We start from the raw sequence: 26,899 nt of genomic DNA, 5'->3' as shown, positions 1-26,899 counted from the left end.
TAAGGGCAATTAATATTAATTTTGAATAAATAAGGATGGAAGACACACAAGACAAATCGAGCGAGGTTAATGAGCTGATAGATAAAGAGCAAGAAATACAGCATTTAAATAATCCGGTTGATATATCTGTAAAGCCAATTGTTAAGCAATATTTGGGTACAGTTAAGAAAGTAAAGAAAGAAGGTAATCGTTTTTATTTTTCTGATGGTGATGCTAGAGTTGAAATTAGAGTAGTTAGCGATGAAATTATTCGCGTTCGTTTAGCACCACATGGTGTTTTTTTAGATGATTTTTCTTATGCAGTGCCAGAGGTTGATCAGAAAGTTTCTGTATTTAAAATGCAGGAGCAGGATGATAGTTATACGGTTTCAACCCACTCGGTAACCTGTAAAATTGACAAAGCAAATTTCCATATTTCGTTTTCTGATAACATTACAGGTACCTTGATGGTTGATGAAGCAAACTCCATGCACTGGGAAGAAAACACGGATTTTGGTGGGTACTATATTTATGCTACAAAAAAATGCAATCCCGAAGAAAACTTCTTTGGTTTAGGTGATAAATCTGGAAATTTTAATTTACGCGGACGAAGATTCGAAAACTGGAATACTGATGCTTATTCGTTCGGTTGGAATCAAGATCCCTTATATAGAACCATCCCATTTTATATTGGCTTGCACAACCAGGCTGCTTACGGTATATTTTTCGATAATACCTTTAAATCGTACTTTGATTTTGGTGGAGAAGATGTAAATAAAACCAGTTTCTGGTCGGATGGCGGTGAGTTGCAATATTATTACATCCACGGGCCACACATGATGGATGTTGTTAAACGTTATGCAAGTTTAACGGGTACACATCCAATGCCTCCAAAATGGACATTAGGCTACCAGCAATGCCGCTGGAGTTACTATCCCGAATCCAAAGTAAAAGAAATAGCAAAACAATTTCGCGAAAGAAAAATACCTTGTGATGCCATTTACCTCGATATCGATTATATGGATGGCTATCGCTGCTTTACCTGGAACAAAAAGTATTTTCCAGATCCTCGGAGGATGATAAAAGAGCTCTCGGATGATGGTTTTAAAACCGTTGTAATGATTGACCCAGGAATTAAAGTAGATGATGATTATTGGGTTTTCAAAGAAGGGAAAGAAAAAAGATTTTTCTGTCGCCGAAGCGATGATTATTATATGGAAGGCCACGTATGGCCAGGTCGTTGTCAATTTCCTGATTTTACCAACCCAAAAGTGCGTAGCTGGTGGGGAAATCTGTATAAGGAATTGGTAGATATGGGCGTTGCTGGGTTTTGGAATGATATGAATGAACCAGCAGTTTTCGGTTCAGGAACATTCCCGAACGATGTTCGCCATAATTATGATGGTTTCCGTGGCTCGCACCGGAAAGCACATAATGTTTATGGTATGCAAATGGTGCGCTCAACGTACGAGGGTTTGAAAAAACTCATGCGTAATAAACGTCCATTTACGATTACCCGAGCAGGTTATTCAGGTATGCAACGCTATGCAAGCGTTTGGACAGGGGATAATCTTGCAAGTTGGGAGCACTTAAAAATGGGTAATATCCAATGTCAAAGGTTATCAGTTTCTGGAGTACCTTTTTGTGGGACAGACATCGGTGGCTTTAGCGGAGAGCCTGATGGAGAACTATTTACCCGCTGGATACAGCTGGGTACATTTTCACCTTTTATGAGAGCACACTCCGCCGGTGATACCGCCGAACGCGAACCGTGGAGCTTTGGAGATTTCTTTGAAGATATTAACCGCAAATTTATAGAGTTAAGGTATCGTTTAATGCCTTACTTGTACTCTGTTTTTTGGGAACATCACCGTTATGGCTTTCCTATTTTGAGGCCATTGGTAATGTTAGAACAAGAAAATATCAGTAACCACTTCCGCCAGGATGAGTTTTGTTATGGCGATAAATTATTAATTTGTCCGGTTTTAGAGCAAGGTGCAGTAGCACGAACAGTATATTTACCAAAGGGAACCTGGTATAATTACTGGACGAACGAGGTTTTAGCAGGAGAGAGCGAACACTTTGTAGAAGCAAAAATCGATAGCATGCCAATGTTCGTTAGAGCTGGTTCGGTTATACCCGAATATCCGGTAATGCAGTATGTAGATGAAAAGATAATAACCGAAGTAATATTAAACATTTACTATAGCGATTACGAAGTTAATTCGTTCATGTACGAAGATCATGGTGATACTTTTGCTTACGAGCAAGACATTTATCTTGAAAAGAAATTTACTGTAAAGGGAGATGGAGGAGCGTTAAAAATTAATCAACTTACCGAAGGCCTATACACACCAAATTACGAGTTTTATGCTTGTAATGTTTTCGGCATAAATTTTAAAGTGAAAAAAGTAAGTGTTGATGGCAAAGAGGTAAGTGATTTCATTATAGATGATAATAACAACTTACATTTCAAATGCAATAAAACCTTCGTTGAAATACAGATTTTTAGTCTGTAAAAAATCATAACCCCGAAAACATAAAAAGGCTTTCGGGGTTATTAAAATCTAACCGAAATTTATAATGGTAGCAGCAAGAAAAGCATCTGCAAAACCTCTAGCTAAAAAGGCAGTTGAAGTAACATTACCTAGCATTGATAAAAGTTTGCCTGTTTGGCCGTACAGCTTATTTACAGATTACGATGTTGATTTATTTCTAGTTGGCAAGCACTTTCGCTTGTACGAGAAAATGGGTTCGCATTTGTTAACCATTGAAAATACAGTAGGTGCATATTTTTCGGTTTGGGCGCCAAACGCCATTCGTGTTAGTGTGGTTGGCGATTTTAATGATTGGAACAATACAGCGCATTCATTAAATAAAAGATGGGATAAATCTGGCATTTGGGAAGGCTTCATACCTAACCTAAAAAAGGGCGATGTTTATAAATATTTTGTTAAAGGTTTTGATGAATCTGAGCATTTAAAAGGCGATCCATTTGCAGTGCGTTGGGAACACCCGCCGCAAACAGCCTGTATTATTTGGGACACCGATTACAGCTGGAAAGATAAACCCTGGCTTTCAAAAAGACCGAAAATTAATGCATTAAATCAACCCATCTCTGTTTATGAATTACATTTAGGTTCTTGGCAACGCGATCCAAACGAGCCTGAGCGGGTTTTAAATTGCAGGGAAGTTGCTGCGGCGCTGGTTCCATACATTTTAGAGATGGGTTTTACCCATGTAGAATTAATGCCAATAATGGAATTTCCGTATTTCCCAAGTTGGGGTTATCAAATTACAGGATACTATGGTGCAAGTTCAAGGTACGGTTCACCACAAGATTTAATGTATCTAATTGAAGAATTGCACAAAGCAAATATTGCAGTTATATTAGATTGGGTGCCATCGCATTTTCCAGGCGATAGACATGGTTTATACGAATTTGACGGCACGCATTTGTATGAGCATGCAGATATGAGAAAAGGCTTTCATCCAGATTGGAAATCTTACATCTTTAATTACGATAGAAACGAAGTCCGTTCATTCTTAATTAGCAATGCATTATTCTGGTTAGATAAATATCATGCCGATGGTTTAAGAGTAGATGCAGTTGCATCTATGTTATATTTTAATTTCTCTAGAGAAGATGATGACGCTGCAACAAATGAATACGGTGGAAGCGAGAATTTAGGTGCCATTCAATTTCTTCAAGATTTAAATATTGCCGTTTATGGTAATTTTGATGGTGTACAAACCATTGCTGAAGAAAGTAGTACTTATCACGGTGTAACACATCCAGTACATGAAGGTGGTTTGGGCTTTGGTATGAAATGGATGATGGGGTGGATGAACGATACTTTAAAGTATTTTAAAATTGACCCTATAGAGCGAAAGCATCATCAAAATTTGCTTAGTTTTAGCATGACCTATGCTTTTACAGAGAATTTTATGGTTCCTTTTTCTCATGATGAAGTTGTTCATGGTAAATCGCCTATGTTATATAAAATGCCGGGCGATGAATGGCAAAAATTTGCAAATTTGAGGGCACTATATTCATATATGTATACTCACCCAGGAGCAAAACTTTTGTTTATGGGTAATGAGTTTAGCGATACCAATGAATGGAATTTTACGCAATCTTTAGATTGGCATTTGTTGCAATATCCACCGCATAAAGGAATGCAAGAAACGGTTAAAGCCTTAAATTTTTTGTATAAAAAGGAGCCGGCCATGTATCATTTTAACTTTAGTTATGAAGGGTTTGAATGGTTAGATGCTGATAATCGTGATGAATCGGTATTTGTTTACATGCGAAAAGGACTGAAAGCGAAAGACACTTTAGTAATTGCTTTAAACTTGACACCAGTTGTTCGCGAAAACTATAAAATTGGAGTACCATTTAAAACCAAATGGAAAGAGATATTTAATTCAGACGATATTATTTACTATGGAAGCGGGATTAATAACAAGGGAGATGTAATTCCTTTTGAAGAGGGTTACAATAACCAACAATTTTCTATATCTGTTACTTTACCACCATTAGCGGTGATAATATTCAAAAGCAAATAGTGTTAAAATATTTAAGATGAAAAGGAAGAGGGAGCAATTAAACTTCCTCTTTTTCATTTCCATTAATTTCACTTTCAATCTCAGTTAGTTCGTAAGCAAAGGCTCCATTTTTCGGTACGATTGGTGTCTCTCTACCTACACTTAATGCTTTTATAAACGATGCGCCAAAATAAAATATTAAGGAAGAATAAAATACAAAAAGCATTATAACAATTATAGAACCTGCCGAGCCATAGATGTTGCTGATGTTACTTAATGGTAATAAGATGCGCAAAATATATTTTCCTAAGGTAAATAAGCATCCGGTTAGTAAACCACCTGATAAAGCTGCCCTCCAGGTTGGTCTTCCGTTAGTTAAAAAGCGAAACAATACGCTAAACCATGCCGTAACAATTATTATAAACATTAGCTGATTAATAATTGATGTAGCCACCAATTCGAAAGAAGGAGAGTTGGTTTTAAGATAGCTACCTATTAACGCTTGAACGCTATCGGCTAGTAAACCGACTAAAAACAACATTCCCGCTAATAATATAATGGTAACCGATATTGCTCTAGATTTTAAAGTATTTACAATACCTTTTTTATCTTTCATGGCAATGTTCCAAATTTGCTCTAACGAATTTTTTATTACGTTAAATAGTGTTGTTGCCACAAATAGGAAGAACACAAAGCTAATCAGGGTAATGTACCAAGCTTGGTCAATACCACGTATATTTTTTAAAGTAAGCCTAATTTGAGCAATACTCTCATTGTCAAGAATGTTACTTAATCGCTGAAATATATTTGTAATTAATTGCCTCCTATCGGTAAACATGCCGAATAACCTAATCAAAATAATTAGTATTGGCGGTAAAGCGAAGTTTGTAAAAAATGCTGTTGCTCCCGCCAAACGTAAAGGGTCATTTAGCTGAAATATATTAAATGCCTTTCTCAAGGTAGAGAAGAAAAATTTCAATTCGTTTTTAATTGATATCGGCATTGTGCTGTATTAAACTAAGAAGCCCGAAAATACTAAAAATAGTTTATTCGGGCCTAGAAATTAGTGTTATAAATATTAATTTACTTTGGTGAAAACCAGTAAGGTTTGCTCACCCTTAAGCAGTTGAAGTTTGCCGTCAGTCATTTTTGCATGATCTGTTTCTTTTAATGCATTTAAGAATGCTCTCTCTTCAGAATCAGTTCCCTGACACATCATTCTAGTGCCATACACATTTTTAACTATTACTTTATCATCAACTATTTCAGCCTCACCACCATAATTATTGCAAAAAGATTTTCCGGTTACTTTTAAGCTATCACCAAAATTTAAAGTTGCTTTGGCGCTTATCGGAAGTTTTTTGCCCGTTAATTCTGATAATTCCCACTTGGTGTTGGTTAAAGAAGCTGGGTTAATTTTTTCTAAACAGGAAGTAAAACAGCAGATTATTAATCCGAGTATGATTGTATTTTTCATAATATATGTGATTTGGTTAGATGCTATAAATACTAAACCAATTGATTTAGTTTAAGAAATTATTTTATACTTAACTTTTCTTCTTTAAAAATTCTGTTTTTAATACCAGAATTGTTCCATTCACTTTACCCTCTATCGCTTTTGGGTCATCCGTTAAACGAATATTTTTAACCGCTGTTCCTTGCTTAATGTCAGCCGCCATTCCTTTAACCTTTAAGGTTTTTATTACGGTAACTGAATCGCCTTCGCTTAATATATTTCCGTTGCTGTCTTTGGTTTCCATATCCTAATTTAGGATGCGAAATTAGAATTAATAATTGAATTTCCATTTTCAATTTTCATCCAATGATGTAACCGACCATTATAGTTAAATATACTTATTCTACTAAGGCCTATTTTTTCTAATACTTTTATAGAGGATGTATTTTCTATATCTGCGATGCCAATTATTAAAGAAAGCTCCATTTTACTAAATCCGTAATCAATTACAGCTTTAGCGGCTTCAGTTGCATAGCCCTTGCCCCAGTATCTTTTAATCAATCGATAACCAATGTCATAGTAGTTTGATTGATTATTATAGGTTTCGGTTATAAGTTTGAAGCCTGGCCAACCAATAAATTTTTCGCTTTCTTTTTCAATAATAGCCCATCTTCCGATTCCATTCTGTATATATTGCCTTCTAATAAATTCAATATTAACTTTACATTCATCCAAGGTGGTGCAAGGTAAATTTCCTAAATAAGCATGAACTTCTGCGTTAGAATCCATATCAAACATTGATTCAGCATCATCAAAAATAATTTCCCTTAAATAAAGCCTTTCGGTTTCTACAAAAATTTTCATTTAATTTCTTTGCGATATAGTTTCTTTCAGTTTAAATGCTCAAATTAAGCAACAATAAAATTTGTAGCCTTCACATCGTATTCAACCAAAACTAACAATTAAAGAACATAATTTTAACCTAAATTTTTTAACCTTTGTAAATAAAAGCTATACTTACAAAAAACCTCAATACTCATGAAGACGACCCTTTTAGCCCTTGTATTATCCGTAATTTTATTTTCTTGTAAGCAAGAAAAATTAGAAAAAACCTATACTCCAAGAGCTTTAGTAAATGGAGAGAACTTTAATGAAACAACAAAATCAAAAGAAGACGCTCTTAAAATTGTGAAAATTGATTCAGGTAAAAAGGATGGCGATGTTTATGCGGTAACTTTTAAAGACACTTCAATTTATATCCAGGATAATCCAAAGCCTTTAATAAAGCAGTTTAAAGCTCCAAGGTTTTTAAATACTCAAAAGACTGCTGCAATAGTTCAGGTTGCAGACGGAACAGGATTGGTATCGCCATTTTATATTGTTGCATTAAAGGATGAAGTACCTAAGGTTGTAAAACTAAACCAAGAATCGAATGGTGCTAACGACAGCAAATTTACGGTTGGCCTACAGGAAATCAGCTTGAGTACGTTTTTAATTAATAATGATTTTGTAGTTACTATAATTAATGGAAGAGTATATCCTGTAAAAAGAGAGCATGACAATGAGCGAATTCAAGGTAAATTTTTGCTAAACTCTGCCGATAGAGCAACGCTGGTATTTGCAATGGATAAATCCTTATATCAAGTTAATTATTTGACCGGAGAAACATTTAATTTACCGGTTTCTGCAGAAACGCTAAATCCTCAAACGATTATAAAAAATATTCAGCAAAATTTTACGTGGCAAAAAAATAATAAAGGAACACTTTTTTTAAAAGAATACGATAACGATAGGATTATTGATATTAGTGAGTTTGGTAACTAGTATCAATTCATTGTTCTAAATGTTAGGTTTATTCTTGGTTTGCTAACTTTCTTTGTAGTTGGTAATCGATGCAGCCAATTGGTTTGTGTTTCATCGGCCATAACTAGTAAACTACCATTTGCCAAAAATATGCCTATGGTTTCTTTGGTTTGTTTATGCTTTAATAAAAACTTTCTTTCTGCACCAAAACTTATTGATGCAATTGCAGAATTCTTAGCTAAAGCTTTTTCATCGTCGCTGTGATAAGCCATACCTTCATCACCATCATGGTATAAATTTAACAGGCAAGAGTTAAAAGTGGTTCCGGTTTTTTCTTCGGCTATTTCTTTGAGCGATAAAAGTTCGGCTGTCCATGGTAATGCCGTTTTCGATGATCTGGAATACGTGTAAGCGTAATCACTATCTCCGTACCAGGCAACTTTTCTCTTAGTTATGATGTGCTTTCCCATTATAAAAGCTTCATCATTTTTCCAATCAATAGTGTTCCACAATACATCAAAATATCCATCTGCTTCTGCTTGCGAAAATAACTCACCATAATAATTAACCGTTCCGCCATAAGGTAAAAGGTTTTTATTGCTATCTATTGTTGAACCGAATAAATCCATTTTTGATATTTCTGTTTTCAGCAATGTACACCAGGTTGGCAACTATTTGTTAAAGCAACAACTGAAACTTGCTATGCTACTTTTCTACTTGTTTTAACCACTCTTTGATAATGTTTTGTAGCGCTTTTTCTTTCGCTTTAACATCTTCCAAGTCCTTAAAAGTTATCAATCTTCGCCCGTCTTTATATGCTCCTTCGAGCAAGGAATCTTTTATTTTTGCTCCAGTTGGAAAAACAAGCATAGTTTTTCCTTTATATAAATTCATCACCACTATATATCTTTTATATTCTTTTGGGTCAAATGGTTTCATTTCGCCAGTGTAATAAAAGCTTGGATTATTCCATTTTATATGCTCGGCAATATCTTTATCTGTTGAAAGAATATTTTTGCGGATAGTTTCGACAATGATTTTATGATTAATGGCTAAGCTTTCGATGTGTAAGGAAACCTTTTCACTATCTGTTAATTTTTGATTTTTAACCATTAATTGTTAACCTTTAGTTTGCCACATCGGGCTCTCTTTTAATATCTTTTTATTTATTGGGCAATCTTCATCATGGCAACCAGGTAAATAGCCAATGCTCATTAAAAATTCATTCACAATTTCTCCACCTGTAAATTTAAAAGTTTTTTTAAAAAGCTTTATCCATTCCTCTTTGGTTTTAGGGTGGTGACTTTCAAGCCATTTTTTAAAAGATCCAAACTCTTTTTGGAGTAGGCGAATGGTTTTTGCATTTTCAATTGCTGCGTTTATTTTTAATCGATTTCGTATAATCCCAGGATCATTCAATAACCTTTCCCAATCGCTTTCGTTGTAAGCAGCAACCTTTTTTATGTTGAAATTATCGTAAGCTAAACGAAATGTTTTTTCTTTTTTCAATATGGTTTCCCAACTTAAACCGGCTTGATTAATTTCCATAACCAGCCTGCCAAATAATTCATTGTCATCATGTATTGGGAAGCCGTAATGATTATCATGGTAATTTTTATGCAAAGCCTTTCTGTCTTCAGGTTGCATTAGCTCTATTGCGCTACAATACGACATTTTATATTAATTATTGGTATTAAACTTTTAATGACCCACGAAAGCCTCTTGCTGCATAATATGATTCAGCGCCGTTATGGTAAGTGAAAACGGTATCGTAACGCCAATCGCAAAAAAGTGCGCCGCCAAGTTTTCTTATTTGTTCAGGTGTTTTTATCCAGCTCGATGTTTTGGCATCAAATTTCCCTAGCTGTTGCAATTCCCGATATTGCTCTTCTGTAAGTATTTCAATATTCATCGTTTGAGCCATTGCAATAGCACTATTTTTTGGTTTGTTTTCTTTTCTCGATTCTAAGGCTTCGTTATCGTAACAAATGCTTCTCCTACCTTTTGGGCTTTCGGCTGCACAATCGTAAAAAATAAATTCATCAGTTTCTTTATTGTAAGCAACAACATCTGGTTCGCCACCGCTTATTTCCATCTCATTTAGCGACCATAATTTAGTAGCGTTTGCTTCTAATTTATCTTGAACCTTTATCCAATCTAACCCTTTGTGCCTGTTCATATTTTGTTCGAAACGAAGTTTTAAGATGCCTAATAATTCTTCCTTTTGATTTGCTGAGAGTTGATTGTTGTTTTGCATAAGTTGCTCAAGGTTTCAAAATATGTGTGCTGGCTATTAAAATAGATCCTGGGATGATTTATATTTAATACAATAAAGATTTATCTTAATGCCAGAAGTAAATTACTTCCGTACAAATGAAAAGAAATTATCTGTTATTGGCAATAGTTCATTTATACCTAATATAAGTCCGAAGAGATGAAGGCTCATGTTTGTAGAATATGTCATAAAAAATCGCGAAGGTGTGATATTTTATCTTTATAAGATAATCATATCACTTCTCCGGGCTAGAGTATATCTGCAGAATGTTTCAGGCATTTAACAAATGCCAGTGTTACTATTTAGTTTGTTGGGAAGGGGATAAGCGGCCTAATTTCTACCGAACTATTTGGGTATTTAAGTATCGGACAAGTTTTGCTCCATTCTTGTACTTCTTCCAAATTATCTGCTTTGCAAATTAAAAATCCTGAAACCAGAACACTATTTGCTTCTTTGAGCGGGCCATCTAAAACCTTATTGTTATTCACTATAGATGCTTCATACTGAATTGGTGCTGTATGAATTAATTTGCCCTGCATAGCAATGCTTCCAATCCAAGATTGCCATTTAGGCATATCTTCTGCCATATCTTGGCCAGTTGCTAAATAACCATTCTCGCCACTTGCGTTACGGAATAATAATAAATACTCTGTCATAATTTTAATTTTTAATTGTTCATGATTAAGCAAAATTGAACGATTAAAATTAGTTGAACGATGACAAAAGTCGATGTTTTACAATTTGGACTTAAGTCTGCTAAAAACATCTTTATTAATGCCCAAGTAAGATGCAATAAGTTTGCTAGAGATGCGTGACATTAATGTGGGGCGGTTTTGCATTAGCCATTTTATGCGCTCTAAAGCCGAAAGTGAAACAAAAGTATTTATGCGATAAACAGAATTTGCATAAGATGCTTCAAGAATTTGCTTGTAAACTTTATCAAATTGTGGAACAGTTTCCATCAAGGTTTGAAATAATTTCCTGTCGATTGCAAAAAGTTCACATGGCTCAACGGTTCTGATGTTTTCTTGTGAGGGATTACCACTTCCAAAACTTACCAAGTCTGAGCACCAATTATCTTCAACAACAATATCTCTGGTGGTTTCATTAAAATCCTTATCGTAAACATACACTTGTAAACAGCCTTTTGCTATAAAATAAACGTATTTGCAAGTATCGCCTTGTTTTAAAAGTTGTGTATTACGTTTTGTTTTGATGTGTGTAAATGAAGCAATAACCTTATCTAAATTCTCAATATCGTTTCCCAGCCGACTGATTATGTGGTTTTTTAAAACTGCTATCATTTCTTCAATTTAGTAATTATAAACTTACTATAGTATTAAATTCTGCAGTTATCAATTCTTTACCAGCCATTACACCGGCTAATCCGCCCTTTGCTAAAGCATTAAATAAACTTCGCAACATGGTGGTATTATCTCCACAAGCAAATATTCCTGGTTCAGTTGTTTTTTGAAATTGATCAGTTTTTATATGGTTGTGTTCTGAAAATTCACAGCCGAGCTCTTTTGTTATATCTCAATGTTGTTCAAATTTTGTTTCCATTTTACAACAGTTAATTTTTTTACTCTGGCTATTAAATCTGTATCTTTTTTAAAATATATAGCAATTCTGCTTTGTCCATGATGTACAACTACAGCAACTCACCAAATTAACTTTTCTTCTGCCATCTATTTCTCCTCCCGTTTTACCAATAAAAATTCATTTTCGGTCAAAACTAGCAAGCCATACTCATAGCAAAAAGTATAGGTTTTTCCCGTTTGTGTTTGGTAAACAGAAGTTAAATAATCCAAATTAAAACCATTATCGAGCAATATCTTCCGGCTAATTTTCTTTGTTTTCCCTTCTGGATTTAGTTTAATCAGAATAATTCGGTTTTGCTTAAGGATATGATTTACCTTTTTAACAATATTGCTATCTGCTGCCTTAAGGTTGTTATTATAATTGTTACGACACAAATCATCACAATATTTTTTGTCAGCACGGCCTTTAACAGGTGTACCGCAATCGAGACATAAACGTTCCATAATTTTTTATTTATTAATTATGGGATGATGTTTAAATCTAAAGAATTTGTAAAATAAATCAAATAGCAAATGGTTTTTAAGTGCATAAGCGATGATTATCCGTTTTTAAACGTTTATAAACGACTATAAATATTTAATTTACGGTTAAGTTTTCCTAACTGTTGCAACTTTGTTCTGTCGGTAGTCGTGGTGACTATCGTTCTTTAAACATTCAGAAACTAAATTAAAAGATCATGGAAAATGGAACAAACAAAGTTGTATTAAGCGGTTTTGCAGGTGCTGATGCAGAGGTTAAAAATTTATCAGGAAAACAAAAATTAGCAAAAGTAAGATTAGCCGTAAATGATTACCATAAAAATGCTTCTGGCGAAGCGGTAAAAAACACACAGTGGTTTACTTTAACTTTTTGGAATGCCAATGCAGATTTTGCTGAAAAGCAAATTAAAAAAGGAACATATATTAACATTGAGGGTAAATTAGTAAATAATTTTTATGAAGCTAAAGATGGCAGCAAACGCTATTCTATAGAAATTGTGGTCAGTGGGGTTTCTACTAAAGAAACGGAGGTTAATTGATACTGGTTTTCTCAATATGTAGGTCGTTACTAATGCCTACAAGGAAACAATATGAGGTATTTTGAATAAAATTTGGCTTTTTCTTCACTTTCTACTTGGTAGGGAATCTTAATGGTGCACGTGTTTTTGTATATACTCCATTAAGATTCCCGCCTGCATATATAAGACGATTTAAGTAGAAATCCTACGAAAAAGCAAGCGCTACAACTTTACAGAAAGACCCGCAAAGAAATTTCTTCCTGGGGCTGGGTTAAAATACCTATTGTTTGCCGCGTTTAAATCATTTCCAAGGCTATAATTTTCATTTAGCAAATTATTTGCACCTCCAAATATTTCAAATTTAGTTTTACCAAGCTTTAAGTTTCTAATTCCTGCCTTAACCTCTATTAAATCATAGCGTTTTGCATAAACAGAATTTGCATCATTTAATGGAATGGATGATGTATAGTTATGCTGACCAAATAAATAAATTCCATCATTAAATAAAAATTCTAAACTACTAACCAAAACACTTTCGGGCACACCTGTAAGTTTATTACCCGAGAAATTTGAATTGCCGTTTATAAAATTTTCAAATCGATAATGGCTATAAGTATAGCTGCTTCGTAATTGTAATCCATTTAAAAAACCTTCAGCGTTTTGAAGTAACCATGCGGCAGTTTCTAATTCAATACCTTTTTGTTTGGTACCGCCAGCGTTTATAAAAAATTCTGTATCATTTGCATTCAAGCGTCTTACGATTGCATCTTTAAGCTCATATTGGAAAATATTTGCGTTTGCATAAAACCGATTGTTAAGTGATTTATACCTCAAACCAATTTCATAATTCCAACCATTTTCTGCTTGTAAATCGTTATTGATATTGTTATCTGATGAGCGTACTTCGGCAAGAGTAGGTGGCGAGTAGCCTTTGCTAACAGATGCTCTAAGTGAAACCTTTGGACTGAATAGGTAAGATAAAGCTAGTTTCGGCATCAACTCCGCATCAAAATTTCTTTTCTGTTCGTTAATAATAGTTGGGAAAAAACGTTCGTATTTATAATCGAAAAAGTTAATGCTCGAAGCCAGTTCAATTAATAACTTGCTATTGATATCGAAATTAAACCGAAGAAAAGCAAAATCTTGATTGGCTCTTAAATCATCATAAGCCATCAAAGCCGAAGGTGTGCCAGCATTATTGTTAAAGTTCTTCACCTGTGTTTTTGTTCCCGACCCTTCAAATCCACCTTGCACATTCCACTTAAAGCGATCATTCCTTTGAGCATACTCTAAAAATGTTCTAAAACCTAAAGTACTTTCGTAACGCTTTTCATAATTAGTAATAAATGGGTTTTTAAAATCGGTGTATGATGTAAACAATGCAAAAACGTGACGGAAATGTTTATCAATTTGATAAGTATTCGATAATCCTCCAAATATGGTTTTGTTATAAATCGCCGCTTGCTGTGTTAAGGCACCAGGTATGGTTGGTGTTGCAGGTCTGGCTAGTTTAGGGTTTTGCTCCAGCTGAACAGCCGTTAATCCGCCAGGTGTTTCGTAGCCTAAATCACTATAAAAAATAAATGCTTTTAATAAACCCGAAGCATTATAATTCCATTGTTGTGTGGTTTGGAAGTATTTTCGCTCTACGGCGCTGTTTTGTCTGTAGCCATCGCTACGTTGATAGCCTTGCGAAACGCTAAATTTATAATTTTTAATCGTTTTAGAAACATTTGCCGTTTGATGAAATAACCCATAAGAACCACCAGTAATTGATGCACTAATATCGTTCTGAATATCAGGAGTATTAATTAGAATGGCACCGCCAGTATTTGCTCCATAAATACTTGCATCCGGACCTTTATAAATCTCTAAAGAACCTAATGAGGCAACATCTAAAAGGTTTAAATATGTATTTCCGCCAGCATCCGTAAGTGGAAAATCATCAACATAAATTTTTATATTTCTTATACCAAAAGGCGAACGCAATAAACTTCCGCGTAGCGATAAGCGATAACTTCCGGGAGAACGTTCTTCCATTCTAACACCTGGAACAGTGTTAAAAATACTTACAGGCGAACTACTCTGTTGATTGCGAATTGAATTACTATCAACTAAACTTACTGCAGAAACTGACCTTAAAAGCGGTACTGTATTGTAGTAGCCCTTTATAATAACGTCGTTTAATTTGTTTGCAGAATCTGGTTTAGCAGTTTGAGCTTTAACAAAAATTGTAGAAAGAAGTATAATAAATGTAAGTGCTGATTTCAATAGGATGTTTGATTATGGAGATAAAAAAAATCGCAGGTTATGTGGCAAAAATACCAATAACCTGCGCATGTACTATGGGGTGCACAACTATTTTGCTGCTACCTTCCAAACGATTCCGCTAACATCATCTGCAACTAATAAAGCGCCGTCTGGGGTTAATGTAACACCAACAGGTCTGCCATAAACTTCTCCTTTTTCAGCATTTGCTATAAATCCTGTTAAAAAATCTTCCGCATCGGCAATTGGTTTTCCATTTTTAAATGGTACAAATGCTACTTTATAGCCTGATAATGCAGAGCGGTTCCAAGAACCATGCTGACCAATAAAAGCCCCACCTTGGTATTTTGCAGGGAACTTATTTGCCTTATAAAATGCTAAGCCCAAAGAAGCGGTGTGCGAACCAACAGGAACATCAGGAGCAATGGCTTTTTTTACCAACTCAGGGCTTTTGCCTTTCATTCTTGGGTCTTCGTTTTGTCCATAATAAGAATATGGCCAGCCATAAAATGCACCTTCTTTAACACTGGTAATATAATCTGGCACTAGGTCATCACCTAAACCATCACGCTCGTTTACGGCTGTCCAAAGCATATTTGTGCCAGGAGCCCAATCTACTCCAACAGGGTTACGCAACCCGCTAGCATAAATTTTCTCACCAGTACCATCAGGGTTTACTTCTAAAATATTAGCTCTACGAACTTCCTTATCCATTCCGTTTTCACCAACGTTACTACCAGAACCAACGGTAATGTAAATTTTACTTTTATCGGCGTTTGTAATTAAATTACGTGTCCAATGGTTGTTGTAACCACCGGCAGGTAAACTCAAAATTTTCTTGCCTTTTCCTGTAATCTTCGTATCCCCAGCTTTATATGGGTATTGTAATAAGCCATCAGTATTTGCAACATAAAAATTATCGCCAATTATAGCCATTCCGTAAGGCTGGTTTAATCCAGATAAAAATGTCGTAGAGGTTTCTGCTTTCCCGTCTTTATCCGCATCGCGATATAACACGATGGTATTTGCACTTTTACCCGGAACTTCCGATTTCGATTTACCAGTTACTGCACCAGCTATAACTTCTTTGGCACTTCTTTCAGAATTGGTAAGCACAACCAAAACATCCCCATTTGGGGTAAATATCATATTTCTTGGGCTTTTAATTCCCGATGCAAATTTAGTAACCACAAAGCCTTCAGGGGCAACAGGTGTTTTTCCTTCTGGCCAACCAATTACTTTACTAAACTTACTTTTAGCTTCTTTTTCATTAGGTGCAGGAAGTTTCAATTCTGATATTGATGTTTCAACCGTTGTATCAGTTGCTAAGCTATCAGCATCGTTTTTTGAATTTGAACTGGATTGGCAACTTGTCAAGGCAGCGGATGAAAATAACGCCGCGTATAAAATTTCTTTTTTCATAATTTAATTGTGAGCTAATGGATTATCCTTACTTATTATTACAACATAAAAGTTGATAGGATGTTTTTATACAATTAATCCAATTTAGAATATTACTTACAGGCTAAATCTGTTTTATAATGGTTGATAAATAACATTGATGTGTTCCTTAATTCAATCGATTATTTTATCTTTAGGCGATTTTAAAAAGAAGGGTTTCTAATCAAAATTCAAATATTTTATTTACATTAATTAGTAAAATTCGAATATAACATGTCAAATACATCAAAAATTATCTACACCAAAACAGATGAAGCGCCAATGTTGGCAACTTATTCTTTGTTACCTATTGTACAAGCGTTTACTGCCTCGGCAGGGATTGATGTAGAAACCAGAGATATATCTTTAGCGGGTAGAATTTTGGCAAATTTTCCAGAATATTTAAACGACGACCAAAAAATCGGTGATGCTTTAGCAGAACTTGGTGGTTTAGCTACAACGCCTGAGGCGAATATTATAAAATTACCAAATATATCAGCTTCTATACCACAATTGGTTGGTGCAATTACCGAATTGCAAGCTCAAGGATTTGCGATTCCAAACTATCCGGATAACGCACAAAGTGAAGAAGAAAAAGCAATTAAAAATAAATACGCGAAGGTTTTGGGTTCGGCGGTAAATCCTGTTTTACGTGAAGGTAATTCAGACAGAAGAGCACCAAAAGCCGTTAAGAATTATGCTAAAACCAATCCACACTCAATGGGTAAGTGGTCTGCAGATTCTAAAACTAAAGTTGCTAGTATGACGGAAGGCGACTTCTATGGTTCAGAAAAATCAGTTACTTTAACACAAGCAAGTCAGTTTAAAATTGAATTTGTTGCAGAAGATGGTTCTGTAAAAGAATTAAAAGGTTTAGCACCGTTAAAAGCGGGTGAAGTTATCGATAGCTCTGCATTAAGTTTATCGGCATTAAAAACCTTTGTTGCCAAAGAAATTGAAGAAGCTAAAGCCGCTGGCGTTTTATTATCAGCACATTTAAAAGCAACGATGATGAAGGTTTCAGATCCATTAATTTTCGGTGCAATTGTAGAGGTTTATTTTGCAGATGTTTTTGCAAAATACGCTGATTTATTTAAGGAGCTTAACGTTGAAACCAGTAATGGTTTAGGCGATGTTTATGCTAAAATAGCTGGCAACCCTAAACAAGCAGAAGTTGAAGCGGCATTGGCTGATGCAATTGCAAATGGTCCAGCTTTGGCAATGGTAAACTCTGATAAAGGTATTACCAATTTACACGTTCCATCTGATGTTATTGTTGATGCTTCAATGCCTGCAATGATTCGTACTTCTGGTCAAATGTGGAATAAAGAGGGCAAACCACAAGATACGATTGCTTTAATTCCTGATCGTTGTTATGCAGGTGTTTACACAGCAACAATTGATGATTGTAAAACTCATGGTGCTTTTGATGTAACGACAATGGGTTCTGTTCCAAACGTTGGTTTAATGGCTCAAAAAGCTGAAGAATATGGTTCTCATGATAAAACTTTCCAAGCTGCAGCAAGTGGAACTATCCGTGTAACGGATGCTGATGGTAAAGTGTTTTTCGACCAGAAAGTAGAAAAGGGCGATATTTTCCGTATGTGCCAAACTAAAGATGCTCCAATTCAAGATTGGGTTAAACTTGCAGTTAACAGAGCTCGTTTATCAGAAACACCAGCAATTTTTTGGTTAGATGAAAACAGGGCACACGATAGAGAAATCATTGCTAAAGTAAATAAGTATTTAAAAGACCACGATACAAATGGTTTGGATATTCGTATTCTTGCGCCAATCGAAGCGACTAAATTTACATTAGAACGCATTCGTAAAGGTGAAGACACTATTTCGGTAACTGGTAATGTACTGCGTGATTATCTAACAGATTTATTTCCAATTTTAGAGTTAGGAACTTCGGCGAAAATGCTTTCTATTGTTCCTTTAATGAATGGTGGTGGTTTATTCGAAACCGGTGCAGGTGGTTCTGCCCCAAAACACATTGAACAGTTTATTGAAGAAGGTTATTTACGTTGGGACTCTTTAGGTGAATTTTTAGCACTACAAGCATCTTTAGAACATCTATCGCAGACACAAAACAATGCAAAAGCACAAACTTTAGCCGATGCTTTAGATGAGGCAAATGCGAAATTTTTAGCTACCGATAAATCGCCAGGTAGAAAATTAGGAACAATTGACAATCGTGGTTCTCACTTTTATTTAGCGTTGTATTGGGCAGAAGCTTTGGCAACACAAACTAAAGATGCTGAATTACAAGCGAGATTTGCACCGCTTGCAAAAGCTTTAGCCGAAAACGAAGTGAAGATTAATGAAGAATTAATCGGTGCTCAAGGCAAGCCTCAAAACATTGGTGGTTATTACAACCCTAATGATGAATTGGCAAGTAAAGCGATGCGCCCGAGTGAAACACTGAATAGAACATTAGCATCTTTGTAATTAGATAGCGTTTAAAAAGTAAATCCCCAACTGATGCGAATGAGTTGGGGATTTTTTATTTATTCGAGATTTTCTACAAGTGGTTAAACTGATTTACAAATTGAAATAATACCAAAGATACTTATCAAAAACCATCTTGCCTCACTATTGTTATTATAATAAAATATAGGAGAAAATATCATGGATAATAACGAAAATAAAGGTTCGCAAGATAAGATTCACAGCACTACCGAAAATAGCGAAATCAATAAGGAAAATTTATCTTTTGATGAGCATAAACAAAGCTACGAACTCGATGTAAAAGGTACGGAGCCAGATTATGATCATCCAATGGGTTACGAAACTGTTGCCGCAGGTGCTGTTGATGATGACTCTACTTATGACGAAGCAAATCCTTACGTTGGTGATGAATATGCCAGGGAAGAAGATATTGCCGAAGATAATTTAGAAGAATTGGGAATGCATGTTGATAATGGAGAAAGTGTTAAATTAAGTCCTGAAGACGAGATTTTAGCACATACACCCGAGGATGATCGTGATGATTTAGATGAAGAAGGATATCCGATTAATGATGCACCAGAGAAGTAATTAAAAATTTCAGTTAGCAGTGATGTAAGCTGCTAACTTAAAATTAAAATCTATAATCTCACTAAGGGTTAATATCTAGATTAAATCTCCTTCTCAATTCGTCTAATTTTGGGTTTTTGTTAACCAAATAATCGTATTTCTCTCTGTTTCCATACAAGCGATTCTCAATTTTCCGCTCCATTAATTTGTAGGTAACTTCTATGCCGAAATTTTTCAGTTTATTTCTTAAATAATTAAGCAATTCAACCGATTCCTTTTGAACAAATTGTTCTTGTGTTTTGCTTTCTACAGAAATTTCAATTAATTCTGGCTTGAGTAGGGCAGGAGCAAAATTATTTAAAATTGTAAAAAGGTTAATTTTGTCTGTAGATTTTAAAATCTGAATATAGCTGTTCCAAACCTGTAATAGCTTTTCATAACTAAACGCTTCCCGTGCATCACCCGTAACTTTTTTAGGGCCAGTATCTTCTTCGCCATTAGCTACACGTTCTAAATCATTTAATGATGGAATAAATGTGCTAGTAGCGTTTGGTTTTGGAATGTTTATTTTAATGGAAGTAGCCGAAGAAATTGGATTTAAACTTGGTATATCTTTTAAATAATTTTCGTCTTCTGCTTGTGAAGAGTATTTGCTTTGTGCGTTCGCCTTTACATCTTCAGCTTTTGAACGGTCTTCGCTTTCAGCTTTAATCTTTGGACTTTCTGACTCAACCTTAGTTACATCAGTTTTTTTTTTATCCTGACCTTGGTCAGTTGCTGTGTTATTAATATCTAAAGGCTGTTGGGCTAAATTGACTACCGACCGGATATGGCACATTTTTATCAGCGCCAGTTCCACTTGCAATCGTTGATTTTTAGAGTTTTTATAATTTAAATCGCATGTATTAGCAAGATTTAAGGCCGTTAGTAAAAACGAAAGCTCGGTTTGACTGCACTGCTCTAAATATTTTTGTTTTATATTTTCGCTAACCTCTAAAAGTTTAATTGTTGCAGGATCTTTACCAACCAGAAGATTACGGAAATGACTGGCTAATCCATTGATAAAGTTATTACCATCGAAACCGTTATTTAAAATCTCATCAAATAATAGTAAAGTTTGGCTAACTTCTGATGCGGTTAAATAGGAAGTGAGTTTAAAAAAATAATCGTAATCTAAAATGTTTAGGTTGTCGATTACAGCTTTATATGTGATATTTTTATTGGCATAACTGGCAATCTGGTCAAACATCGAAAGCGCATCACGCAAACCTCCATCTGCCTTTTGTGCAATAATATGCAATCCATCCGATTCAAAAGCAATATTTTCTCTTTGTGCAATTGCCGCTAAATGGTTGGCAATGTCTTCTACCTGTATGCGGTTAAAATCAAAAATCTGACAACGGGATAAAATCGTCGGCAAAATTTTATGCTTCTCTGTTGTTGCAAGAATGAAAATTGCATAAGAAGGCGGTTCTTCTAATGTTTTCAAAAAAGCATTAAATGCATTTGCCGAAAGCATGTGCACCTCATCAATAATATATATCTTATATTTTCCGGCTTGTGGTGGTATTCTTACCTGTTCAATTAAACTTCGAATATCATCAACAGAATTATTTGATGCTGCATCTAATTCATGAATGTTAAAAGAGTGTCCGGTTTGAAATGAAACGCAGTTTTCGCATTGTCCGCAAGCTTCCATTTCAGCTGTAGGATCGGTGCAATTAATGGTCTTTGCTAAAATCCGGGCGCACGTTGTTTTACCAACCCCACGCGGACCACAAAACAAAAAGGCTTGCGCCAACTGGTTATTTTTAATGGCATTTTTTAAAGTGCCTGTAATATGCTGCTGACCAACAACGGTTTCGAACGTGGCTGGGCGATATTTACGGGCAGAAACAATAAAATTTTCCATCGGCACGAAAATAGGAAAATTTTGGATGTTCTTTGATTGAAATCTTTGAATGTTGAAAAGTCAGGTTTTAATAGAAAAAGTTAATTTTCTAAAGAAGACTTCGTTCTAGAAATGTCATGTCATTAACTACTTAATCACTGCCTTAAGCTCATTTCTGTATTGTGATGCACTTTTGCCGGTAAAAGCCTTAAATAACTTATTAAAATGACTGAAATTATTAAAGCCGCTTTCAAAACAAATATTAGATATGCTTATGGGTTTTTCGGCCAAAAGTTTTGAAGCATGTACAATGCGATATTCATTAACAAACTTTGTAAAGGTTTTTTTAGTGATTTTTTTAAAGTAACGGCAAAAAGATGGAACGGTCATGCTTGCCATTTCAGCAACTTTTTCTAGGCTTATCTCTTCTAAAAAGTGGTCTTTAACATAATTAAATACCATGTTAATTCTATCGTTGTCTTGAATTTGCATTTCCATAGAAAATCCTGAAGCATTTAAAATTTTATAGTCAGAAGATTTTTCCAGCTCTTTTAAAATTTTTAATAAGCTCACTAATCGTTCAAATGGCTGCTGGCTTTCCATTTTTTCTATTTTGGTACCTACAGTCTTAATGGTTTCCGCTCCAAATGCTATTCCACCTTTGGCTTTATCAAACAACTCATAAATTGGCTTAACCTCCTGGAGCATCAAAAAATCGTTACCAAGAAAATCAGGTTTCATTTGAATTACAGTTTCATTTTTATTTCCCGTATGTGTATCCGTAAAGCCGCAATGCGGTAAATTACTTCCAATTAAAATTAAATCGCCTTCGGTATAATAAGAAACATGACTACCAATTTGCCTTTTGCCAGAGCCTCCATTTACAAATACCATTTCTATCTCTGGGTGATAGTGCCACAAATGCGCTTTATTATTTGCATTCTCATCATATTTCGAATAGTAAAAAGAACTCCCGAAAGAAGGTTCTACAATTTCAAAACTTGGTTTAATTTTTTTCATTTCTTAACCAAAAATAAATAAAATAATATGCTTTATTGTTTAGTTATTGTTAATAAACTATTATTTGGGTTAATATAGCATAGAAATTGGAACATATTGAATCACCTATGTGCCTGAAACAGTGGTAATTTAGCATTATCAAATAATTACTAACCCCCATAAAATTATTGATTATGAAAAATTTACTAAAAATCAGCCTTATTGCAGCAACAATGTTTGCCGCTTCTGCATCATACGCAAACGATAATGTTTTTACGCTTACTGTAAAAAGTGAGGATAACAAATCAATTCGTTTCTCTATAGATGAGGCATCGGATATTAAATTGTCTATCAGAGAAATAAATAATCAGGTTTTGTTCGAAGAAAACATTCATTCTGAGGGTGCATCTACTAAAACTTACGATTTAAATGCATTGCCCGACGGAGAATACGTGCTAAACGTTGCCTACGAAGCTAAAGTTGCTGAATATACTATTGTTATTAAAAATGATAAAGCTATTGTTTCAGCGCCGAAAGTAACAGAACTTTTAAAACCTGTTTTCACGCAAGAGCAATCTATGCTAACACTTTCTTTGGATAATGCAGATAAAGGCCCTGTTGAAGTTCAGATTTTAAATGAGTACAATGAGGAACTTTATAATGAAACTTTTACCAATAAATCTAAATTGGTTAAGAAATTTAATACTGGAAAAACGTTTGGTAAAGAATTAACTTTTGTTGTAAGAGCTAAAAATCAGGAAGTATTAAAAACAATTGCAATTCGCTAATTCAATTAAATATCTATTGTAAAAGGGATAGTCCGCAAAGATTATCCCATTTTGTGTTTTAATACAGTTTCTATCAATTAGATAATATTAAAGTAAGGTGATTTAAAACTGAATGATAGTTATTGTCCCCAGTTTACCTGTATATTATTTTCTTTAGCGTAAGCTTTTCCTTTATCCATCAGTGCATTATAATTTTGTTCAAAACGCAGACCGTACTGCTGGTCTATTTTGTCTATAATTTCATCTTTTGAGGTTTGACTACCATGTTTATCGCAAATTCTAGCATACTTTAGGTATTCATTTTTATAAACTGGAATTACCATTTCATACAATTGCAACGATAGTTTCTTTATTTCCTCTTCATCATCACCCGATGGAGAAAGTTTTTTTACTTTTTCTAATGATTGTTCGAGGTATAGAATTTTATTGTGGATAACTGTTTCAGCCTCATTGCCCTTTTTCTTACTTGATGGGATATTTGGAAATTCTTTTGTTTCCTCGTCAATATGTCTAGCTAAATCAGGACTTGCAAAATCATTAATCATGTTGGTATTAAGGATTGCTATATCGAAGAATTTTTCGGGAGTTTCAGAACAGGATGAGAGCAATAAGATGCATAATGTTAAAGAATAAAAGGAAATTTTCTGTTTTAAAATTGGGAATTTGTTCATCATAAAAGGGAGATTTTGCTTTAAATTTAGCTTTTTAGCGAACAAAAACTAAGCCCAATTAGTTGGATTTAAAATTTGAAATTGAGGGAATAATTGTAGAAAGTTAAGTTTTGTGCGCTAAATACGATTTGTGTATTGAGTTTCTAGCTGAAATTCAATTAGATAACTTAAACTTTTATTCAAAAACAACGCTAACTTTTTTAACTAAAGGTTTGATTTAAAGAAATATATTGCTACTTTTGCATCCCCGTAATATACCTCGGGATTAAAAAAATTAAATTATATAACAATGAATCAGTACGAAACTGTTATCGTTCTAACCCCGTTGTTATCAGAAGAAGTTGCGAAAGAGGCATTAGCTAAATTCAAAGCTGTTCTTACTGATGGCGGTGCCGAAATTGTCCACGAAGACAATTGGGGTTTGAGAAAATTAGCGTATCCGATCGCTAAAAAATCTAACGGATTTTTCAACTTAACCGAGTATAGTGCTCCGGGTGACTTGATTGCTAAATTAGAATTACAATTAAAACGCGATGAGCGTGTGCTTCGTTTTTTAACCATCAGGTTAGATAAACATGCTGTAGCATACAACGCAAAAAAACGCAGCGGTGCGTTTAACAAAAAAACTAAGGAGGTTGCAGCGTAATGGCAAGAGAACAAATACAATACGTTACTGCCCCTAAAGTAGAGGATAACCGTAAAAAATATTGCCGTTTCAGAAAAAACGGTATTAAATACATTGATTACAAAGACGCAAACTTTTTGTTAAAATTTATTAACGATCAAGGTAAATTATTACCACGCCGTTTAACTGGTACTTCGTTAAAATTTCAACGCAAAGTGGCTCAGGCCGTTAAACGTGCTCGTCACATCGGTTTGTTACCTTTCGTTGCTGACCAATTAAAATAGGAGGATTTGATATGGAAATTATTTTAAAACAAGATATTAAATCATTAGGCGAGAAAGACGATATCGTTACGGTAAAACCAGGTTATGGTCGTAACTATTTAATTCCGCAAGGATTTGCATCTTTAGCTACTGCTTCTGCAAAGAAGGTTTTAGCTGAAAACTTAAAGCAAGCTGCTTTTAAACAAGATAAAATTAAGAAAGATGCTGAAGGTATTGCTGAGCGTTTAACTGATGTTAAACTTTCTATCGGTGCTAAAGCTGGCGAAAGCGGAAAAATATTTGGTGCTGTTAACACTATCCAAATTGCTGAAGCATTAAAAGCTCAAGGCTTTGATGTTGACCGTCGTCGTATTACTTTCGAAACTGACCCTAAATTTGTTGGTGAATATATCGCTAACTTAAACTTACACAAAGAAGTTAAAGTTCAGGTTCCTTTCGAAGTTATTGCTGAATAAGCAATTCTTTAACTAATTAAAAAAGTCCTTTCAGTTTTGCTGAAAGGACTTTTTTTTGATGTAAGATGTAAGATGGATGAGGTATGATGTTTGTTAGTCCAGCTTTAATATAACAGTTTAACCAATTTTATAATTTATCATTATCCATTTTCCACCAATCATTTTCTATACACTATTACCCATCTTCCATTTTCCATCCCCACATCTTCCATCCTTTCTATCCCTTCGGTGTTGTAGGTCTGATTTCTATTTTACTTGGTAATGTTCTTGCTGGCATAGCCAATAAATCAACTACTAATTTGCCCATATCTTCTGGTTGTATTTTCCAAGCATCATCTTCTGCATTCGGGTTGTGATCGTTAAAATGGCTTGCCACAGAACCAGGCATTATCGTGCTAACTTTTACACCATATTTTCTTAAGTCGAGCATTACAGATTGTGTAAAACCTGTTAAGCCAAATTTACTGGCATTATAAGCCGAACCTCCCGCAAAGAAATTAGTTCCTGCCAAGCTAGATATTGTAATAATCGTTCCTTTAGTTTTCTTAAGTTCTTCTACTGATGCCTTAATGCCGTAAAATACGCCGGTTAAGTTCGTATCTATAGTTTCTAGCCATTGCTCAGTGCTAATCTCGTCTATTGGCGCAAAATGCCCGATGCCAGCATTAGCAATTAATACATCTAATTGACCCCATTTCTGTACAATTAAATCAACTGCATCTTGTTGCGATTTGAAATCTTTTACATCAGCTTCTATTGCTAAAATATCTCCATGTTCAACTAAAGAAGATGCAGCTTCATTGGCGGCATTTAACGTTCTGCTGGTTATGGCAACTTTATAGCCATTTTTTAATAATGCTTCCGCTATTCCAAATCCTATTCCTTTACTTCCTCCTGTTACGAGGGCTACTTTTATGCTCATAATAAATCTTTTTTTATTCAACGTTCGAAAGGCAAATATGTTTAATATTCATTTAAATAAGGTTGATCAATTGTCATTAACCTTAATACCAAATTATCATGAGATAAAGATTTTATTAACTTTGCCACATGGCAAAACCTAGAGTTTCAAAAGCAAAAACCAAACATCCATTTTTAAAAAGAGCAACCAATATTGCCACTAAAATTTTTATTTACTTTTTGTTGGTTTCTGTTTTTTGGGTTATTGCACTTCGTTTTATCAATCCGCCAATTACTTTGTTAATGGTGCTGCGAAACATTGAACGTAAAGCAGACGGAAAATCTTTTAAAACAGAAAAGAAATGGATAAAATTTGAAAATATATCAAATAATATGAAGCGGGCGGCCGTATCAGCCGAAGACCAATTATTTCTACAGCATATAGGTTTTGATTTTAAATCCATTGAAAAGGCTTTCGCCAGTAATGCTAAAGGGAAAAGAGTTAAAGGAGGTAGTACGATTTCTCAACAAACAGCTAAAAATGTTTTTTTATGGCCTGGTCGTTCGTGGATTAGGAAAGGTTTTGAAGCCTACTTTACACTTTTAATCGAAATTTTTTGGAGTAAAGAACGCATTCTAGAAGTTTACCTCAATGTAATAGAAATGGGCGATGGAATTTACGGTGCGGAAGCCGCTGCTCAAGAATACTATGGAAAATCGTGTGTTAAACTAACCCGAAACCAAGCTGCATTGATAGCTGCGTGTTTCCCAAATCCCAGAAGATGGACACCAAAAAATGCAACACCTTATATCAGGCATCGGCAATATTTAATTTTAAGAAATATGAAAAGGTTAGGGCCATTAGATTTTTAGTTCTGCAACGCAATAACTTAAGAT

General features: G+C 34.7%; 29 protein-coding genes. 11 read left to right on the top strand and 18 right to left on the bottom strand.

Annotated elements, in window-relative coordinates; genetic code table 11:
- The first annotated feature begins 35 nt into the window (after window positions 1–35).
- Both ACFOWA_RS16165 and glgB read left to right on the top strand, forming a co-directional pair.
- On the top strand, window positions 36–2,498 hold the full coding sequence (locus ACFOWA_RS16165; protein ID WP_378986939.1) for a glycoside hydrolase family 31 protein: 2,463 nt from the start codon (window positions 36–38) through the stop codon (window positions 2,496–2,498).
- Between the two features lie 64 nt (window positions 2,499–2,562).
- Window positions 2,563–4,548, top strand: a complete 1,986-nt coding sequence (gene glgB, locus ACFOWA_RS16160) for a 1,4-alpha-glucan branching protein GlgB (protein WP_378986937.1) — start codon at window positions 2,563–2,565, stop codon at window positions 4,546–4,548.
- 37 nt (window positions 4,549–4,585) lie between these two features.
- On the opposite strand, the gene ACFOWA_RS16155 is transcribed toward glgB, so the two are convergent.
- The 4 genes from ACFOWA_RS16155 to ACFOWA_RS16140 all read right to left on the bottom strand — a co-directional run bounded on the left by ACFOWA_RS16155 (window position 4,586) and on the right by ACFOWA_RS16140 (window position 6,847).
- Window positions 4,586–5,530 carry a YihY/virulence factor BrkB family protein gene (locus ACFOWA_RS16155; RefSeq protein WP_378986935.1) on the bottom strand — a complete coding sequence of 315 codons (945 nt, stop codon included), beginning with the start codon at window positions 5,528–5,530 and terminating at the stop codon, window positions 4,586–4,588.
- Window positions 5,531–5,605: 75 nt separating this feature from the next.
- On the bottom strand, window positions 5,606–6,004 hold the full coding sequence (locus tag ACFOWA_RS16150; RefSeq protein WP_378986933.1) for an META domain-containing protein: 399 nt from the start codon (window positions 6,002–6,004) through the stop codon (window positions 5,606–5,608).
- Window positions 6,005–6,074: 70 nt separating this feature from the next.
- Window positions 6,075–6,287 (bottom strand): alkylphosphonate utilization protein, encoded by a 213-nt coding sequence (locus ACFOWA_RS16145; RefSeq protein ID WP_378986931.1) that lies wholly within the window; start codon window positions 6,285–6,287, stop codon window positions 6,075–6,077.
- An 8-nt stretch (window positions 6,288–6,295) separates the two neighbouring features.
- Window positions 6,296–6,847: a GNAT family N-acetyltransferase gene (locus ACFOWA_RS16140; RefSeq protein WP_378986929.1), complete on the bottom strand. Its 552-nt coding sequence runs from the start codon at window positions 6,845–6,847 to the stop codon at window positions 6,296–6,298.
- 174 nt (window positions 6,848–7,021) lie between these two features.
- Between ACFOWA_RS16140 and ACFOWA_RS16135 the strand changes: the two genes are divergently transcribed.
- Window positions 7,022–7,807, top strand: a complete 786-nt coding sequence (locus ACFOWA_RS16135) for a hypothetical protein (RefSeq protein ID WP_378986927.1) — start codon at window positions 7,022–7,024, stop codon at window positions 7,805–7,807.
- A 2-nt stretch (window positions 7,808–7,809) separates the two neighbouring features.
- Here the strand turns inward: ACFOWA_RS16135 and ACFOWA_RS16130 are convergent, their stop codons facing one another.
- The 8 genes from ACFOWA_RS16130 to ACFOWA_RS16095 all read right to left on the bottom strand — a co-directional run bounded on the left by ACFOWA_RS16130 (window position 7,810) and on the right by ACFOWA_RS16095 (window position 12,106).
- Window positions 7,810–8,415 (bottom strand): alpha-ketoglutarate-dependent dioxygenase AlkB family protein, encoded by a 606-nt coding sequence (locus ACFOWA_RS16130; protein WP_378986925.1) that lies wholly within the window; start codon window positions 8,413–8,415, stop codon window positions 7,810–7,812.
- A 76-nt stretch (window positions 8,416–8,491) separates the two neighbouring features.
- Window positions 8,492–8,899 carry a DUF1801 domain-containing protein gene (locus ACFOWA_RS16125; RefSeq protein ID WP_378986923.1) on the bottom strand — a complete coding sequence of 136 codons (408 nt, stop codon included), beginning with the start codon at window positions 8,897–8,899 and terminating at the stop codon, window positions 8,492–8,494.
- A 6-nt stretch (window positions 8,900–8,905) separates the two neighbouring features.
- Window positions 8,906–9,460: a DNA-3-methyladenine glycosylase I gene (locus ACFOWA_RS16120; RefSeq protein WP_378986921.1), complete on the bottom strand. Its 555-nt coding sequence runs from the start codon at window positions 9,458–9,460 to the stop codon at window positions 8,906–8,908.
- Window positions 9,461–9,479: 19 nt separating this feature from the next.
- On the bottom strand, window positions 9,480–10,043 hold the full coding sequence (locus ACFOWA_RS16115; protein WP_378986919.1) for a DUF4256 domain-containing protein: 564 nt from the start codon (window positions 10,041–10,043) through the stop codon (window positions 9,480–9,482).
- Window positions 10,044–10,363: 320 nt separating this feature from the next.
- Window positions 10,364–10,717, bottom strand: coding sequence for a YciI family protein (locus ACFOWA_RS16110; protein ID WP_378986917.1), 354 nt, complete (start codon window positions 10,715–10,717; stop codon window positions 10,364–10,366).
- A gap of 78 nt (window positions 10,718–10,795) precedes the next feature.
- Window positions 10,796–11,365 (bottom strand): Crp/Fnr family transcriptional regulator, encoded by a 570-nt coding sequence (locus ACFOWA_RS16105; RefSeq protein ID WP_378986915.1) that lies wholly within the window; start codon window positions 11,363–11,365, stop codon window positions 10,796–10,798.
- 16 nt (window positions 11,366–11,381) lie between these two features.
- The gene (locus tag ACFOWA_RS16100; RefSeq protein ID WP_378987741.1) at window positions 11,382–11,594 is read right to left on the bottom strand and encodes an FAD-dependent oxidoreductase; all 213 of its coding nucleotides are present in this window, start codon (window positions 11,592–11,594) and stop codon (window positions 11,382–11,384) included.
- Window positions 11,595–11,749: 155 nt separating this feature from the next.
- Window positions 11,750–12,106: a hypothetical protein gene (locus tag ACFOWA_RS16095; protein WP_378986913.1), complete on the bottom strand. Its 357-nt coding sequence runs from the start codon at window positions 12,104–12,106 to the stop codon at window positions 11,750–11,752.
- A gap of 233 nt (window positions 12,107–12,339) precedes the next feature.
- Here ACFOWA_RS16095 and ACFOWA_RS16090 point away from each other — a divergent pair, with 233 nt between their 5' ends.
- The gene (locus tag ACFOWA_RS16090) at window positions 12,340–12,681 is read left to right on the top strand and encodes a single-stranded DNA-binding protein (RefSeq protein ID WP_123205533.1); all 342 of its coding nucleotides are present in this window, start codon (window positions 12,340–12,342) and stop codon (window positions 12,679–12,681) included.
- Between the two features lie 201 nt (window positions 12,682–12,882).
- On the opposite strand, the gene ACFOWA_RS16085 is transcribed toward ACFOWA_RS16090, so the two are convergent.
- Both ACFOWA_RS16085 and ACFOWA_RS16080 read right to left on the bottom strand, forming a co-directional pair.
- Entirely contained in the window at window positions 12,883–14,931 is a 2,049-nt protein-coding gene (locus ACFOWA_RS16085) for a TonB-dependent receptor (RefSeq protein ID WP_378986911.1), read from the bottom strand.
- Window positions 14,932–15,018: 87 nt separating this feature from the next.
- Entirely contained in the window at window positions 15,019–16,350 is a 1,332-nt protein-coding gene (locus ACFOWA_RS16080) for a PQQ-dependent sugar dehydrogenase (protein ID WP_378986909.1), read from the bottom strand.
- A 252-nt stretch (window positions 16,351–16,602) separates the two neighbouring features.
- Between ACFOWA_RS16080 and ACFOWA_RS16075 the strand changes: the two genes are divergently transcribed.
- Both ACFOWA_RS16075 and ACFOWA_RS16070 read left to right on the top strand, forming a co-directional pair.
- A complete protein-coding gene (locus tag ACFOWA_RS16075) occupies window positions 16,603–18,822 on the top strand; it encodes an NADP-dependent isocitrate dehydrogenase (protein WP_378986907.1) in 2,220 nt (739 codons plus the stop codon).
- A 180-nt stretch (window positions 18,823–19,002) separates the two neighbouring features.
- Window positions 19,003–19,410: a hypothetical protein gene (locus tag ACFOWA_RS16070; RefSeq protein ID WP_378986905.1), complete on the top strand. Its 408-nt coding sequence runs from the start codon at window positions 19,003–19,005 to the stop codon at window positions 19,408–19,410.
- Between the two features lie 61 nt (window positions 19,411–19,471).
- Here the strand turns inward: ACFOWA_RS16070 and ACFOWA_RS16065 are convergent, their stop codons facing one another.
- On the bottom strand, window positions 19,472–21,301 hold the full coding sequence (locus ACFOWA_RS16065; protein WP_378986903.1) for a DNA polymerase III subunit gamma/tau: 1,830 nt from the start codon (window positions 21,299–21,301) through the stop codon (window positions 19,472–19,474).
- Window positions 21,302–21,427: 126 nt separating this feature from the next.
- Window positions 21,428–22,300 (bottom strand): AraC family transcriptional regulator, encoded by an 873-nt coding sequence (locus tag ACFOWA_RS16060; RefSeq protein ID WP_378986902.1) that lies wholly within the window; start codon window positions 22,298–22,300, stop codon window positions 21,428–21,430.
- A 173-nt stretch (window positions 22,301–22,473) separates the two neighbouring features.
- Between ACFOWA_RS16060 and ACFOWA_RS16055 the strand changes: the two genes are divergently transcribed.
- Complete coding sequence (locus tag ACFOWA_RS16055; RefSeq protein WP_378986900.1) at window positions 22,474–23,067, top strand: hypothetical protein; 594 nt, start codon at window positions 22,474–22,476, stop codon at window positions 23,065–23,067.
- A gap of 119 nt (window positions 23,068–23,186) precedes the next feature.
- Here the strand turns inward: ACFOWA_RS16055 and ACFOWA_RS16050 are convergent, their stop codons facing one another.
- Window positions 23,187–23,741: a hypothetical protein gene (locus ACFOWA_RS16050; protein ID WP_378986898.1), complete on the bottom strand. Its 555-nt coding sequence runs from the start codon at window positions 23,739–23,741 to the stop codon at window positions 23,187–23,189.
- A gap of 286 nt (window positions 23,742–24,027) precedes the next feature.
- On the opposite strand from ACFOWA_RS16050, the gene rpsF reads away from it, so the two are divergent.
- Genes rpsF through rplI form a run of 3 tightly spaced genes read left to right on the top strand, consistent with a single transcriptional unit; the run spans window position 24,028 to window position 25,102 of the window.
- Window positions 24,028–24,384: a 30S ribosomal protein S6 gene (gene rpsF, locus ACFOWA_RS16045; protein WP_056871348.1), complete on the top strand. Its 357-nt coding sequence runs from the start codon at window positions 24,028–24,030 to the stop codon at window positions 24,382–24,384.
- The gene (gene rpsR, locus ACFOWA_RS16040) at window positions 24,384–24,647 is read left to right on the top strand and encodes a 30S ribosomal protein S18 (protein WP_056093004.1); all 264 of its coding nucleotides are present in this window, start codon (window positions 24,384–24,386) and stop codon (window positions 24,645–24,647) included. The genes rpsF and rpsR overlap by 1 nt, the downstream gene beginning before the upstream one ends.
- 11 nt (window positions 24,648–24,658) lie before the next feature.
- The gene (gene rplI / locus ACFOWA_RS16035) at window positions 24,659–25,102 is read left to right on the top strand and encodes a 50S ribosomal protein L9 (protein WP_378986896.1); all 444 of its coding nucleotides are present in this window, start codon (window positions 24,659–24,661) and stop codon (window positions 25,100–25,102) included.
- A 217-nt stretch (window positions 25,103–25,319) separates the two neighbouring features.
- Here rplI and ACFOWA_RS16030 read toward each other — a convergent pair whose 3' ends face one another.
- Window positions 25,320–26,024 carry an SDR family oxidoreductase gene (locus ACFOWA_RS16030; protein WP_378986894.1) on the bottom strand — a complete coding sequence of 235 codons (705 nt, stop codon included), beginning with the start codon at window positions 26,022–26,024 and terminating at the stop codon, window positions 25,320–25,322.
- A 128-nt stretch (window positions 26,025–26,152) separates the two neighbouring features.
- Here ACFOWA_RS16030 and mtgA point away from each other — a divergent pair, with 128 nt between their 5' ends.
- Complete coding sequence (mtgA, locus tag ACFOWA_RS16025; protein ID WP_378986892.1) at window positions 26,153–26,875, top strand: monofunctional biosynthetic peptidoglycan transglycosylase; 723 nt, start codon at window positions 26,153–26,155, stop codon at window positions 26,873–26,875.
- The last annotated feature ends 24 nt before the right edge of the window (window positions 26,876–26,899 follow it).

It is taken from the genome of Pedobacter lithocola, from assembly GCF_042650845.1.
Taxonomy (GTDB): Bacteria; Bacteroidota; Bacteroidia; order Sphingobacteriales; family Sphingobacteriaceae; genus Pedobacter; species Pedobacter lithocola.
The sequence above is the reverse complement of the archived record's forward strand: the minus strand, read 5'-3'. Positions and strand labels throughout refer to the sequence as shown.

Excerpts from the sequence above, each read along its gene's own strand:
- ACFOWA_RS16125 (WP_378986923.1), bottom strand. The coding sequence starts at position 8,899 with ATGGTTAAAAATCAAAAATTAACAGATAGTGAAAAGGTTTCCTTACAC.
- ACFOWA_RS16060 (WP_378986902.1), bottom strand. The coding sequence starts at position 22,300 with ATGAAAAAAATTAAACCAAGTTTTGAAATTGTAGAACCTTCTTTCGGG.
- ACFOWA_RS16120 (WP_378986921.1), bottom strand. The coding sequence starts at position 9,460 with ATGTCGTATTGTAGCGCAATAGAGCTAATGCAACCTGAAGACAGAAAG.
- ACFOWA_RS16130 (WP_378986925.1), bottom strand. The coding sequence starts at position 8,415 with ATGGATTTATTCGGTTCAACAATAGATAGCAATAAAAACCTTTTACCT.
- ACFOWA_RS16105 (WP_378986915.1), bottom strand. The coding sequence starts at position 11,365 with ATGATAGCAGTTTTAAAAAACCACATAATCAGTCGGCTGGGAAACGAT.
- ACFOWA_RS16155 (WP_378986935.1), bottom strand. The coding sequence starts at position 5,530 with ATGCCGATATCAATTAAAAACGAATTGAAATTTTTCTTCTCTACCTTG.
- ACFOWA_RS16080 (WP_378986909.1), bottom strand. The coding sequence starts at position 16,350 with ATGAAAAAAGAAATTTTATACGCGGCGTTATTTTCATCCGCTGCCTTG.
- mtgA (WP_378986892.1), top strand. The coding sequence starts at position 26,153 with ATGGCAAAACCTAGAGTTTCAAAAGCAAAAACCAAACATCCATTTTTA.
- ACFOWA_RS16090 (WP_123205533.1), top strand. The coding sequence starts at position 12,340 with ATGGAAAATGGAACAAACAAAGTTGTATTAAGCGGTTTTGCAGGTGCT.
- ACFOWA_RS16055 (WP_378986900.1), top strand. The coding sequence starts at position 22,474 with ATGAAAAATTTACTAAAAATCAGCCTTATTGCAGCAACAATGTTTGCC.
- ACFOWA_RS16070 (WP_378986905.1), top strand. The coding sequence starts at position 19,003 with ATGGATAATAACGAAAATAAAGGTTCGCAAGATAAGATTCACAGCACT.
- ACFOWA_RS16050 (WP_378986898.1), bottom strand. The coding sequence starts at position 23,741 with ATGATGAACAAATTCCCAATTTTAAAACAGAAAATTTCCTTTTATTCT.
- ACFOWA_RS16140 (WP_378986929.1), bottom strand. The coding sequence starts at position 6,847 with ATGAAAATTTTTGTAGAAACCGAAAGGCTTTATTTAAGGGAAATTATT.
- ACFOWA_RS16135 (WP_378986927.1), top strand. The coding sequence starts at position 7,022 with ATGAAGACGACCCTTTTAGCCCTTGTATTATCCGTAATTTTATTTTCT.
- rplI (WP_378986896.1), top strand. The coding sequence starts at position 24,659 with ATGGAAATTATTTTAAAACAAGATATTAAATCATTAGGCGAGAAAGAC.
- ACFOWA_RS16065 (WP_378986903.1), bottom strand. The coding sequence starts at position 21,301 with ATGGAAAATTTTATTGTTTCTGCCCGTAAATATCGCCCAGCCACGTTC.
- ACFOWA_RS16075 (WP_378986907.1), top strand. The coding sequence starts at position 16,603 with ATGTCAAATACATCAAAAATTATCTACACCAAAACAGATGAAGCGCCA.
- glgB (WP_378986937.1), top strand. The coding sequence starts at position 2,563 with ATGGTAGCAGCAAGAAAAGCATCTGCAAAACCTCTAGCTAAAAAGGCA.
- ACFOWA_RS16145 (WP_378986931.1), bottom strand. The coding sequence starts at position 6,287 with ATGGAAACCAAAGACAGCAACGGAAATATATTAAGCGAAGGCGATTCA.
- ACFOWA_RS16150 (WP_378986933.1), bottom strand. The coding sequence starts at position 6,004 with ATGAAAAATACAATCATACTCGGATTAATAATCTGCTGTTTTACTTCC.
- ACFOWA_RS16030 (WP_378986894.1), bottom strand. The coding sequence starts at position 26,024 with ATGAGCATAAAAGTAGCCCTCGTAACAGGAGGAAGTAAAGGAATAGGA.
- ACFOWA_RS16165 (WP_378986939.1), top strand. The coding sequence starts at position 36 with ATGGAAGACACACAAGACAAATCGAGCGAGGTTAATGAGCTGATAGAT.
- ACFOWA_RS16115 (WP_378986919.1), bottom strand. The coding sequence starts at position 10,043 with ATGCAAAACAACAATCAACTCTCAGCAAATCAAAAGGAAGAATTATTA.
- ACFOWA_RS16095 (WP_378986913.1), bottom strand. The coding sequence starts at position 12,106 with ATGGAACGTTTATGTCTCGATTGCGGTACACCTGTTAAAGGCCGTGCT.
- rpsF (WP_056871348.1), top strand. The coding sequence starts at position 24,028 with ATGAATCAGTACGAAACTGTTATCGTTCTAACCCCGTTGTTATCAGAA.
- ACFOWA_RS16110 (WP_378986917.1), bottom strand. The coding sequence starts at position 10,717 with ATGACAGAGTATTTATTATTATTCCGTAACGCAAGTGGCGAGAATGGT.
- rpsR (WP_056093004.1), top strand. The coding sequence starts at position 24,384 with ATGGCAAGAGAACAAATACAATACGTTACTGCCCCTAAAGTAGAGGAT.